General features: G+C 61.6%; 11 protein-coding genes. 3 read left to right on the top strand and 8 right to left on the bottom strand.

Annotated elements, in window-relative coordinates; all coding sequences use genetic code 11:
* Nucleotides 1-6: 6 nt before the first annotated feature.
* The gene (locus tag AC1Q6I_RS10120; protein WP_102625511.1) at nt 7-1110 is read right to left on the bottom strand and encodes an efflux RND transporter periplasmic adaptor subunit; all 1104 of its coding nucleotides are present in this window, start codon (nt 1108-1110) and stop codon (nt 7-9) included.
* A gap of 93 nt (nt 1111-1203) precedes the next feature.
* On the opposite strand from AC1Q6I_RS10120, the gene AC1Q6I_RS10115 reads away from it, so the two are divergent.
* Nucleotides 1204-1839: a TetR/AcrR family transcriptional regulator gene (locus tag AC1Q6I_RS10115; protein ID WP_024073805.1), complete on the top strand. Its 636-nt coding sequence runs from the start codon at nt 1204-1206 to the stop codon at nt 1837-1839.
* A gap of 218 nt (nt 1840-2057) precedes the next feature.
* On the opposite strand, the gene AC1Q6I_RS10110 is transcribed toward AC1Q6I_RS10115, so the two are convergent.
* Nucleotides 2058-2840, bottom strand: a complete 783-nt coding sequence (locus AC1Q6I_RS10110) for a class I SAM-dependent methyltransferase (protein ID WP_102625205.1) — start codon at nt 2838-2840, stop codon at nt 2058-2060.
* Between the two features lie 96 nt (nt 2841-2936).
* Here AC1Q6I_RS10110 and AC1Q6I_RS10105 point away from each other — a divergent pair, with 96 nt between their 5' ends.
* Nucleotides 2937-3557: a hypothetical protein gene (locus AC1Q6I_RS10105; protein WP_024073803.1), complete on the top strand. Its 621-nt coding sequence runs from the start codon at nt 2937-2939 to the stop codon at nt 3555-3557.
* A gap of 76 nt (nt 3558-3633) precedes the next feature.
* On the opposite strand, the gene AC1Q6I_RS10100 is transcribed toward AC1Q6I_RS10105, so the two are convergent.
* The 6 genes from AC1Q6I_RS10100 to ppc all read right to left on the bottom strand — a co-directional run bounded on the left by AC1Q6I_RS10100 (nt 3634) and on the right by ppc (nt 10176).
* A complete protein-coding gene (locus AC1Q6I_RS10100) occupies nt 3634-4461 on the bottom strand; it encodes an isocitrate lyase/PEP mutase family protein (protein WP_102625206.1) in 828 nt (275 codons plus the stop codon).
* A gap of 27 nt (nt 4462-4488) precedes the next feature.
* Nucleotides 4489-5349, bottom strand: a complete 861-nt coding sequence (locus tag AC1Q6I_RS10095; protein WP_024073801.1) for a DUF72 domain-containing protein — start codon at nt 5347-5349, stop codon at nt 4489-4491.
* On the bottom strand, nt 5349-5651 hold the full coding sequence (locus AC1Q6I_RS10090) for a hypothetical protein (protein ID WP_024073800.1): 303 nt from the start codon (nt 5649-5651) through the stop codon (nt 5349-5351). Before AC1Q6I_RS10090 ends, AC1Q6I_RS10095 begins: the two co-directional genes overlap by 1 nt.
* A 160-nt stretch (nt 5652-5811) precedes the next feature.
* Nucleotides 5812-6498 carry a tRNA (adenosine(37)-N6)-threonylcarbamoyltransferase complex dimerization subunit type 1 TsaB gene (gene tsaB / locus AC1Q6I_RS10085; protein WP_024073799.1) on the bottom strand — a complete coding sequence of 229 codons (687 nt, stop codon included), beginning with the start codon at nt 6496-6498 and terminating at the stop codon, nt 5812-5814.
* Between the two features lie 90 nt (nt 6499-6588).
* Nucleotides 6589-7236, bottom strand: a complete 648-nt coding sequence (gene adk, locus AC1Q6I_RS10080; protein WP_024073798.1) for an adenylate kinase — start codon at nt 7234-7236, stop codon at nt 6589-6591.
* Nucleotides 7237-7530: 294 nt separating this feature from the next.
* Complete coding sequence (ppc, locus tag AC1Q6I_RS10075; protein ID WP_024073797.1) at nt 7531-10176, bottom strand: phosphoenolpyruvate carboxylase; 2646 nt, start codon at nt 10174-10176, stop codon at nt 7531-7533.
* 183 nt (nt 10177-10359) lie between these two features.
* Here ppc and AC1Q6I_RS10070 point away from each other — a divergent pair, with 183 nt between their 5' ends.
* The gene (locus tag AC1Q6I_RS10070; RefSeq protein ID WP_024073796.1) at nt 10360-10704 is read left to right on the top strand and encodes a hypothetical protein; all 345 of its coding nucleotides are present in this window, start codon (nt 10360-10362) and stop codon (nt 10702-10704) included.
* Nucleotides 10705-10927 lie beyond the last annotated feature (223 nt).

The raw sequence follows: 10927 nt of genomic DNA, 5'->3' as shown, positions 1-10927 counted from the left end.
CGGGGACTACTCCTTGTTGGCCGCCAGGTTCACGACACGATTGGAGCGATCCACCGGGCGCACTTGCTGGCCCTCATGGAGCACGTGCACGCCGGCGGCAATCACCCAGTCAGAGGGGCTCAGCCCTTCCAGAACCGGCACGGTTTTTTCACCGAAGGCGCCGATACGAACCGGGGTGCGCTTAAGGGAGTTGTCCGCCAGTACGCGCCAGACGTAGGAAGCACCGTTTTCCGCGCTGAGGGCAGACAGCGGGACCGACAGCGGAACAACGCCGTCGGCCTGTATGAATACGCGAGCACTCTGGCCCAGTTCGGCCGGGACTTTGCCGCTGGTGAACGCGACTCGGGCGGCAAAGGTGCGTGATTTTGGATCGGCGGCGGGGGACAATTCACGTATACGTCCGGCAAACCGCTGGTCTGGCTGGCTCCACAACTCGACCGCTACCGGTTGGCCGACCTTGAACCGACCAAAGCCTTGTTCGGGCAGGCTGATCAGCACTTCTCGCTCACCGTCGGTGGCGAGGGTAAACACGGTCTGGCCGGCGGATACCACTTGGCCGACTTCCACCACGCGCTTGGCGACCACACCGTCCTGTGGCGCACGCAACACGGCGTAGCCGGCCTGGTTATTGGCCACGTCGAACTCGGCCTTGATCTGCTTGAGGCGTGCAACACCTGAGCGGTAGAGATTTTCCGAATTGTCGTACTGGGAGCGACTGACCATCTGACGGTCCATCAGGGTCTTGTAGCGATCACGCTCGGCACGCACCAGGCTCAGGTTGGCCTCGGCGGCCGCGACTTGGGCACGGGTAGCCTCCAATTGCAGGCGCACATCCTGGGGATCGAGTTCCGCCAGCGCCTGGTTGGCCTTGACGCGCTCGCCCTCCTCCACCAGCCGCTTGCTGACTTTGCCGCCGATGCGAAAGGCCAGGTCAGGCTCATAACGGGCGCGCACCTCCCCGGGATAGCTGTCCATCGCCTGCGCCGATGGCTGCGGTTGCACCACCATGGCCGGGCGAATGGACGTTGGGGTCGCTTCTTCATGGCCACAGGCGGCCAATAGGAAGACCAGGCTGGCTGGCAACGCAAGAGGCAGGAAAGAGCTGCGCATGCTGAAGGACCTTTCGCAAATGGAGCTAGGAATAATTATACTTGCCGGTATGTTATTAATACCAAACTCGCCAGTCCAGTATTAAAGGTAAAAATGTCCGACAATCCTGTATCCACCAATAGCCCTGGGCGTCCCAAGGACATGGCAAAACGCCAGGCAATCCTCGAAGCAGCGAAAATCCTGTTTTTGAGCAATGGCTACGCCAACACCAGCATGGATGCCGTGGCCCTTGAGGCCGGCGTGTCGAAACTGACCGTCTACAGCCACTTCACCGACAAAGAGACCTTGTTCACCGCGGCCGTGGTGGCCAAGTGCGAAGAACAGTTGCCGGTAATGTATTTCGAGCTGCCGGAGGGCGTGCCTGTGCAGACGGTGCTGCTGAATATCGCGCGCGGGTTCCATCGACTGATCAACAGCGAGGAGTCGGTGAACCTGCATCGCCTGATGATGACCACCGGCAACCAGGACGTGAAACTCTCACAGATTTTCTTTGAAGCCGGGCCCATGCGCATGTTGCAGGGCATGGAGCGCCTGCTCAGCCGGATTGATCAGAGCGGTGCCCTGAACATCGATAAACCGCTGGTCGCGGCCGAGCACTTCTTCTGCCTGCTCAAGGGCGCGGCGAATTTCTGTTTGCTGTATGGCTGTGGTGACCGGCTGAGCGAAGAAGCGGCCGAAGCCCATGTGCAGGAGGTAGTGGGGTTGTTTATGCGGGCCTATAGAGTTTGAGCGGGCGTGAGCAGGCTTGAGTGGGCTTGAGCAGGCTTGAGCGGGCTTGTTGTGGCGAGCGGGCTTGTCCCGCGTTGGGCTGCGCAGCAGCCCCAGTAAGAACACCACGCTTACTCAGGCAGACCGAGGCGTAGGGTTTTGGGGCTGCTGCGCAGCCCAACGCGGGGCAAGCCCGCTCGCCACCAAGCCCGCTCGCCACAAAGACACTCTGGATACGTTTAAGGCTTGAGCGCTTTCTTGGGATAAATGTCATACCGGCTGGACTTGCCATCCAACGCATGGCTCGGCTTCGGTCCTTCGATACATGGAGCCTTGCGCGGGCGCTTGACCACCACCCGATGGCTGGCCAGCGCCAGCGCCGCCGCGAGCAAGGCCGGCGCATCCGGATCATCCCCCACCAATGGCCGGAACAAGCGCATTTCCTTCTTAACCAGGGCAGTTTTCTCACGGTGCGGGAACATCGGATCGAGATAGATCACCTGAGGCGGCTCGCCCTGCCAATTGAGCATTACATCGATGGAATTGCCCTTGAGCAACTCCATGCGTGCCACGATCGGCGCCACTTCAAAGTCCTGCGCACCGCGCGCCAGGCCATCTTCGAGCAAGGCGCCGATCAGCGGCTGGCGCTCGATCAGGCTCATGGTACAACCCAGGCTGGCGAGTACGAACGCGTCCTTGCCCAGCCCCGCCGTAGCATCCAGCACCCGTGGGCGCACGCCTTGGGCAACGCCCACGGCCTTGGCGATCATTTGCCCGCTACCCCCGCCGTATAAGCGCCGATGGGCCGCTCCCCCTTCGACAAAATCCACACGCACCGGCCCCGGCGCCTCGGGCCCGAGCTGTTGCAATTGCAGGCCATGCTCACCCACTTGCAGGGAGAAATCCGCCTCCGCCAGTTGCAGAGGCAAGCCAAGCTGCTCAGCCCACTGCTCGGCGCGGGCCTGGAAACCCTCGGCCAAGGCCTCGACCCGAATGCGGCTGGCCGCTGGTTGTTCGCTCATCAATCGCTACGCTCAAAAATATTAAGGATCGGCAAACAACGGCCGATAAAAACAACAGTCAGGTATTTTGCCAGAGCTGAGCGTCGACCGAGAAAAATGTCAGACATTCTTCCCCTAACCATCGGTGTACTGCCGACCCATAACCACTACGGCCTGCGCAATACTCAAGCGCTGGCCGGGGTGAGTCATGTATGGCAAGACTTCTTCGCCCGAGCGTTGGCCGAGCAGCTCGGCGATACGCCGGACGCGCTCGCCGCCAAGGCGCCGGCTCCGGTGGATCCTGCGGTTGAACCCAGCGAAGGCGCGGACCTGTTGTCGCAAATCCTCACCCAGCGTGAATGCGATGTAAAAGACACCGAAATCGCCCCACCTGAGCCACTGTTCCTGCCGATCGCGGAATTCGAAACCGACTTGCTGCCCCCGCCGGCCAGCCCGTTTCCAGCTGAAGAAATCGTCGCCCAGCAGCGCCAGCAAGACTTTGAAAGCAGCTGGGTACGCCCGCTTGTCCTGACCGCAGGCCAGCCGCTGCCCGAGCCAGGCCCAGCGCCGGAACCGCGTCCACTGCACCTGCCGATTGCCGAGTTCGAACTGGACCTGCTGCCACCACCGGCCACGCCGTACCCGAGCGAAGAACTCGCGGCCCAGCAGAAGGCCCTGGACTTCGACTACTACTGGGCGCGCCCACTGGTCACCCAGAACCTGCGCCTGGCGGCGTAAGCCTGCGCCATACGCCCAACGCGCAGGCAGCCGCCAGCAACAGCAGCCCACGCGTGAACTTGAAACAACGCCCCGATCATTTCTTGAAGAATTGGCTGGCCTGGCTATACGACATCGAACGCTCGGTGAAGGTAAAAGTGCCCGACTCAAACACCTCCTGCGCCGCCCGGTAGAACTCACCATAGGCCGCCAACGCCATGGCGGAGCCAACGCTGATGCGCTTGACGCCCATCTCGCTCAGTTGCGCCACGCTGAGTTTCAGGCCGCCGGACATCAGCACATTCACCGGCTTGGGCGCAACGGCCTTGACCACCGCCAGCACCTCCTCGGCACTGCGCAGGCCCGGTGCGTACAACACGTCGGCGCCGGCCTCAGCGTAGGCTTGCAGGCGGCGCAGGGTATCGGGCAGATCCAGGCGGCCATGCAGCAGGTTTTCTGCGCGCGCCGTCAGCATGAAGGGAAACGGCAGGCTACGGGCCGCGGCAACAGCCGCTTCCACACGCTCGACAGACAAATCAAAAGGGTAGATCGGGTCGACGGCAATGCCCGTGGCATCTTCGATAGAGCCGCCGACGATACCGGTCGCCGCCGCACGCAGGATGGTCTGGGCACAGCCTTCGGGCGTGTCGCTGAAACCGTTTTCGAGGTCGGCTGCCACCGGCAACGCTGTGGCCCGGGCAATCATGCCGGCATTCACCAGGGTGTCGTCCAATGACAATGCGCCCTCGGCATCCGGGCGGCCCAGGCTGAACGCGTACCCCGCACTGGTGGTGGCGAGGGCTTCAAAGCCGAGGCTGGCGAGCATGATCGCCGAGCCGGCGTCCCACGGGTTGGGCATCACGAACGCGCGATCGCGCTCGTGCAGGGCCTTGAAGGTTTCGGCGCGAAGGGTTTGGGCATCCATGACTGACTCCTGGCGGGGAAAGGAGCCCTAGAGTAACCCCAGTTGCTCCGCTGCGGGTTCCCGATACAAGGTCGGCAAGCCTGGCAGGCCCGGCAAGCGCGCCATCAGTTGGTCGTGAAAACGCAGGGCCAACTGCGCGGCGAGGCGGTTATCGGAGGTGTGCAGGAACATGTAGGGCGTGCGCCCTTCTTCAATCCAACCGGCGATTTTTTCCACCCACGGGAGCAGGAACGGGTCGTTGGCCTCAAGCTCCGGATGACCGATAAACCGTACCTGGGGAAACAGCGTCAGTGCCGCCGGGCGTGGTGGCACCTTGGGTTTTTTCGATTGTGCGTGCAGCACCGCAGCCGAGGTGGATGTGCAACTGAACAAGGCGCGCGGGTCGAGGCAGATCCGCTCGACACCACGGTCACGCAGCAGGCGGTTGAGCATGCGCTCGGCATCGCCCTTGGCGAAGAACTCCGGATGCCGCACTTCCACCGCCATGGGCCGCTCCAAGCCATCGATAAACCCGGCCAGTTCGCCCAGGCGTTGCGGTGAAAAACTCGCCGACAGTTGCAGCCACAGTGGCGCGACGCGCTCACCCAGCGGGCTCATCAGGCCGACAAAACTTTCCGCCGCCGGCAACTGCTCACGCAAGTCGCCGCCATGGCTGATATCACCCGGAAATTTAGCGGTGAAACGAAAATCCCCAGGCATGATTTCGGCCCAGCGCTGCACAGTGGCGGCTGAGGGGCGAGCATAAAACGTGGTATTGCCTTCAACGGCGTTGAAGACCTGGGAATACAGGGCGAGGTAATCGCTGGAACGCGCATCGACAGGGTACAGGTACTCGCGCCAGGCGTTTTCGCTCCAGGACGGGCAGCCAATGTAGTAAGGCAGGCGCATCAGATATGAATATCGAGGCCCAGCACTTCCATATCCCATTCAACAAAACCGGCGGTGGTCAGGTAGCTGGCCAGTGCGGTGGCAACGCTTTTGCTCATGGAGCGAGGGAAGACCATATCTTGCTGACGGGCGGGAAGACCGCTGGTACGGGCGCTGGCGGAGCCTTGGGCGCTGGACGATGCCTCAGACTGGACATCGATGAAGTCCGGCGAGTCCTCAACGGAATCGTCTACCGTGACGTTCGCCTTACGTGGCTTACGCTTGAGGGGGTAGGACTGTGAGGAAAAGCCGTCTATGCGCATACATGCGAACTCGGTATCGGTGATGGCATTTTAGTGGCGCGATCCGTGGCGCGCAAATGCTCTGGTGATAACTAGAACACATAATTTGAAAAAGGTTTAAAAACGCGGGCAAATTCTGACGATTGGCGACTTTTGCCCCAAATTGCCATCATTTTTGGCGTCAAATTATCCCGCGCTCAGCCTTGGTTTGCGCCACCTTGTCGCGCAGGTACACAGGCGCGGCTTGATCGGCCGGAATCGCCTCGCCACGCTCGAATGCAAAGCGCGCCAGGGTCAGCAGGTCTTCGGCGTGGGGCAACATGGTGGCATCCTGGGCCACCAGCGGCACACCCATGCGCTCGCCATACCCCCAACCAGTGCCAGCACCGAACCAATCACCGCTGGCATCCTCCGGCAAAACCGCTGCCTCCGGTGGCTGTACAGCTTCCACCCCCACCAGGCGCATTTCGCCAGCGATTTGGCGGTAGCAGCCCCAATACACTTCATCCATGCGGGCATCGATGGCCGCCGCGACCTGCTGCGCGCCGTGTTCACGCAAGGCGCGCTGTGCCAGCACCGCAAGGTTGGACACCGGCAATACCGGGCGCTCCAGCGCAAAGGCCAGGCCCTGGACCACGCCGATGGCGATACGCACACCGGTAAAGGCCCCCGGGCCACGGCCGAAGGCAATGGCATCCACGGCAGACAGGGTAATGCCCGCCTCTTCAAGCAATTGCTTGATCATCGGCAACAGCTTCTGCGCATGCAGACGCGGGATCACCTCGTAGTGGCTTGTAACTTTGCCATCGTGCAGCAAGGCAACGGAGCAAGCTTCAGTCGCGGTGTCCAGGGCCAGCAGGGTGCTCATCGGTGTCGGTGTCCAAGTCGAAAAAAAGTGCGCCAGTATAAACAACAACGGCCCGCAAGCGGGCCGTTGTCGATGAAGCCGATCACTTGATCAGCTCAGCGCTTGCAGCACCTTGGCGGTGATGGCTTCAACCGAGCCAACGCCAGGGATATGGCTGTACTTCGGCTTGCCTTGGGCAGCCGACAGCTTCTGGTAAAAATCCACCAGCGGCTTGGTCTGGGAATGGTAGACGGACAGGCGATGACGCACGGTTTCTTCGGTGTCGTCCTTGCGCTGCACCAGGTCTTCACCGGTGACATCGTCCTTGCCTGCCACTTTCGGCGGGTTGTAGACGGTGTGGTACACGCGCCCCGAGGCTTCGTGAACGCGACGACCAGCAATACGCTGGACGATTTCTTCATCTTCAACCGCGATTTCGACCACGGCGTCCAACTCGACACCAGCCGTCACCAGGGCTTCAGCCTGGGGAATGGTGCGTGGGAAGCCGTCGAACAGGAAACCCTTGGCGCAGTCAGGTTGCGCGATACGGTCCTTGACCAATGCGATGATCAGGTCATCGGACACCAGGCCACCGGCATCCATGATGCTTTTGGCTTTAACGCCCAGCTCGGTGCCTGCTTTTACCGCAGCGCGCAGCATGTCACCGGTGGAGATTTGTGGAATGCCAAATTTTTCAGTGATGAACTTTGCCTGAGTACCTTTACCGGCCCCGGGAGCTCCCAGCAGAATGACGCGCATCGATGTGCTCCTCAATTTTTTATAGAGATGACGCTCGGATTCGCCGCGTGGGGCCAATCTCGTAAAAATATGGCTCATAAAAATATGGGCCCAAGCCGCCCAAACGGCCAAAGGCTGATCAAGATACACAGCAGGCCCTAACCACACAAGCCGCCAAAAGTCGGAGGAACCCGCGCCGCGCATACGTCATAGGTAGGGTGTGCCTGGGTGCAACCCGGCCGCTCAAACAACGACCGCCCGTTCAGGGCGGTCGTCACGGTTTACCGGCAAGGCGTCGAGAACGCGCAAAAAACCTCAGCCGGTGTTACGCAACCCGGCGGCGATACCGGCCACGGACACCAGCAGCGCTTGTTCCAGAGGGCTGTCCTGCGCCGCTTCCTGTTGACGGGAGCGTGCCAGCAGTTCGGCCTGCAACAGGTGCAAAGGGTCCAGGTAGGTGTTGCGCAGGCGGATGAACTCCAGGGTGTCGGGGCTATGCGCCAGCAGTTGCGACTGGCCAGTCAGGCCAAGTACCACCTGGCACGCCTGCGACAATAGGTCGCGTAAATGCGCACCCAATGGCAGCAGGTCCGGCTGCACCAGGCGCTCGTCATACAGCCGCGCGATGTCGGCATCGGCCTTGGCCAGCACCATTTCCAACATATCGATGCGGGTGCGGAAGAACGGCCACTGCTCGCGCATTTGCCCCAGCAGTTCGCCTTCGCCACGCTCCAGCGCCTTGCTCAGGGCCGCTTCCCAGCCCAGCCAGGCGGGCAACATCAGGCGGGTCTGGGTCCAGCCAAAGATCCACGGAATCGCCCGCAGGCTTTCAATACCACCGGCACGGCGCTTGGCCGGGCGGCTGCCCAGAGGCAAGCGACCGAGTTCCTGCTCCGGCGTCGACTGGCGGAAGTACTCGACGAACTGCGGATTTTCCCGCACTACGGCGCGATAGGCGCTGACACCGTCTGCCGCCAATTCATCCATCAAATGCCGCCACGCAGGCTCCGGTGGCGGCGGTGGCAGCAGCGTCGCTTCCAACACGGCAGCCAGATAGAGATTGAGGTTCTGCTCGGCAATGTCTGGGAGGCCGAATTTGAAACGGATCATTTCCCCTTGTTCGGTGGTACGGAAACGCCCCGCCACCGACCCCGGTGGCTGCGACAGGATCGCCGCGTGGGCCGGGCCGCCGCCACGGCCCACGGTGCCACCGCGACCGTGGAACAACAGCAGTTCCACCTGTTGCTCACGGCAGATATCCACCAAGCGTTCCTGGGCACGGTACTGCGCCCAGGCAGCGGCAGTGGTGCCGGCATCCTTGGCTGAGTCCGAGTAACCGATCATCACTTCCTGCGGGCCCTGCAACCGTGCGCGGTAACCCGGCAACAGCAACAGTTGCTCGATCACCGGGCCCGCGTTATCCAGGTCGGCCAGGGTTTCGAACAGCGGCACCACCCGCATCGGCCGTTGCACGCCCGACTCTTTAAGCAACAGTTGCACCGCCAGCACATCCGAGGCGGCCCCGGCCATGGAGATGACGTACGAACCCAGGGAGGCGGCCGGTGCGGCGGCGACTTCCTTGCAGGTATTCAACACTTCGGCCGTGTCCGCCGACGGCTTGAAATAGCCCGGCAACAGGGGGCGACGGTTGGCCAGCTCTTTCATGAGGAAGCTGATGCGCATCTCCTCGTTCCAGTCTTCGTAACGACCCAGGCCGAGGTAATCGGTGATCTCGGTCATGGCCGCCGTATGCCGACTGGAGTCCTGGCGCACGTCCAGGCGGACCAGGAACAGGCCGAAGGTGACCGCACGACGCAGGCAATCGAGCAATGGGCCATCGGCAATCACGCCCATGCCGCATTCATGCAGCGACTGGTAACAAAGCTCCAGCGGCTCGAGCAGGTCACGGTTGTGTTGCAACACGTCTGCGCTCGCAGGGGTGGCGACAGTCAGCGAGGCCTGGGCCCAACTGCGGGTCGCGCGCAAGCGGTCACGCAGTTGCTTGAGTAACGCCCGATAGGGTTCGACGCTGTCACCGACCTTGGCTTGCAACGCCGGGCTGGCGTGCTGCATCGACAGTTCCGAGGCCAATTGATCGATATCGCGCAGATACAGGTCGGCGGCCATCCAGCGGGCCAGCAATAGCACTTCACGGGTGACCGGCGCGGTGACATTCGGGTTACCGTCACGGTCGCCGCCCATCCAGGACGCAAAGCGGATCGGCGCGGCTTCCAGTGGCAAGTGCAGGCCGGTAGCCGCATGCAGCGCATGGTCGGCCTTGCGCAGGTAATTGGGGATCGCATGCCAAAGCGAATGCTCGATCACCGCAAAACCCCATTTGGCCTCGTCCACCGGAGTGGGCCGGGTACGGCGGATTTCTTCGGTGTGCCAGGCTTCGGCGATCAACCGCTGCAGGCGCTCGCGGATCTGCTCGCGCTCGGCCGTGGTGAGGTCGCGGTGATCCTGCAGCGCCAGTTGCGCGGCGATCGCATCGTATTTCTGGATCAGGGTGCGCCGCGCCACTTCAGTGGGGTGGGCGGTGAGCACCAGCTCGATTTCCAGGCGCCCCAATTGGCGGGCCAGCGACTCGTTGCTGTGGCCTTCGCGTTGCAGGCGGGCCAGCAACTCCGGCAATACGCGTGCTTCGAAGGGCGCCGGTTGCGACTCATCGCGCCGATGAATCAATTGGTACTGCTCGGCAATATTGGCCAGGTTAAGGAACTGGTTGAAGGCCCGGGCGACGGGCAGCAGTTCGTCTTCCTGCAACTGGTTCAAGCTGCTGCTCAGTTCATCGCCAGCCGTTTTATCCGAGACGGCGCCGCGCCGGTCAGCCTTGGCTCCTTTGCGGATCTGCTCGATCTTGGCGAGAAAATCATCGCCGTACTGCTCTCGAATGGTATTGCCCAACAGCTCACCCAGCAGGTGAACATCCTCGCGCAAGCGTGCATCGATATCACTCATCAGCCAATCTCCAGCCAGAAATCCGGGACGCGCAGATCTGTCAGAGTGCCGCCAGCCTGGTTTTATGACAAGACTTTAAACCTTGTGACTTGCAGCTAGTCTCAACTGTGAGTCGTCGCGTTATCCATGCGAGCGACTGGTCACTCATCACCGCCCGCTACCGCAGGCTTTATTGAGGTTGCCATGAAAATTCGAGAACTGGCCCAGCATTGGGAAGAGAACGCCAAGGGTCGCTTGACCAAGACCGAATATGCGATCCATCTGGATGTGGAGGCCGCTGCAAGGCTGGCGGCCATTGCCGAAATGTACCCCAAGCGCAACACCGAAGAACTGCTCGGCGAGCTGATCGGTGCCGCCCTCGAAGAGCTGGAAGCCAGCTTTCCCTACATCAAGGGCCAGCACGTGATTGCCACCGACGAAGAGGGCGATCCTCTGTACGAAGACGTCGGCCCGACCCCGCGCTTCCTGAGTCTATCGCGACGCTATCTGCACGATTTGTCGGCCAGTACCGACGAGCAGAAGCACTGAGCCCCCTCCTTTCCTCCCCCGTTTAACCCCGGTATTCCGGGCCTCTCAGAGGCTCGGCGTACCCCTGCGCGCGGCAAAAGTTCCATCTTTTATTCGCTGACCAATCGGTCAGATTTATTTTTAGGCAAATAGCCATCTCGTCTGAACTTTTGAAAAAAGCCTCCGGTCACAACCAGTAAGCCATCACTTGGAACAGTCGTTTGAAAGGGCACTGGTTGCTTTA

The organism is Pseudomonas sp. MPR-R2A5 (genome assembly GCF_058793055.1).
This window is presented reverse-complemented; position numbering and strand designations above follow the sequence as displayed.

Bases quoted from the DNA above. Each gene is read 5' to 3' on its own strand.
- AC1Q6I_RS10070 (WP_024073796.1), top strand. From the start codon at position 10,360: ATGAAAATTCGAGAACTGGCCCAGCATTGGGAAGAGAACGCCAAGGGT.
- AC1Q6I_RS10105 (WP_024073803.1), top strand. From the start codon at position 2,937: ATGTCAGACATTCTTCCCCTAACCATCGGTGTACTGCCGACCCATAAC.
- tsaB (WP_024073799.1), bottom strand. From the start codon at position 6,498: ATGAGCACCCTGCTGGCCCTGGACACCGCGACTGAAGCTTGCTCCGTT.
- AC1Q6I_RS10120 (WP_102625511.1), bottom strand. From the start codon at position 1,110: ATGCGCAGCTCTTTCCTGCCTCTTGCGTTGCCAGCCAGCCTGGTCTTC.
- AC1Q6I_RS10095 (WP_024073801.1), bottom strand. From the start codon at position 5,349: ATGCGCCTGCCTTACTACATTGGCTGCCCGTCCTGGAGCGAAAACGCC.
- AC1Q6I_RS10090 (WP_024073800.1), bottom strand. From the start codon at position 5,651: ATGCGCATAGACGGCTTTTCCTCACAGTCCTACCCCCTCAAGCGTAAG.
- AC1Q6I_RS10115 (WP_024073805.1), top strand. From the start codon at position 1,204: ATGTCCGACAATCCTGTATCCACCAATAGCCCTGGGCGTCCCAAGGAC.
- adk (WP_024073798.1), bottom strand. From the start codon at position 7,236: ATGCGCGTCATTCTGCTGGGAGCTCCCGGGGCCGGTAAAGGTACTCAG.
- AC1Q6I_RS10100 (WP_102625206.1), bottom strand. From the start codon at position 4,461: ATGGATGCCCAAACCCTTCGCGCCGAAACCTTCAAGGCCCTGCACGAG.
- AC1Q6I_RS10110 (WP_102625205.1), bottom strand. From the start codon at position 2,840: ATGAGCGAACAACCAGCGGCCAGCCGCATTCGGGTCGAGGCCTTGGCC.
- ppc (WP_024073797.1), bottom strand. From the start codon at position 10,176: ATGAGTGATATCGATGCACGCTTGCGCGAGGATGTTCACCTGCTGGGT.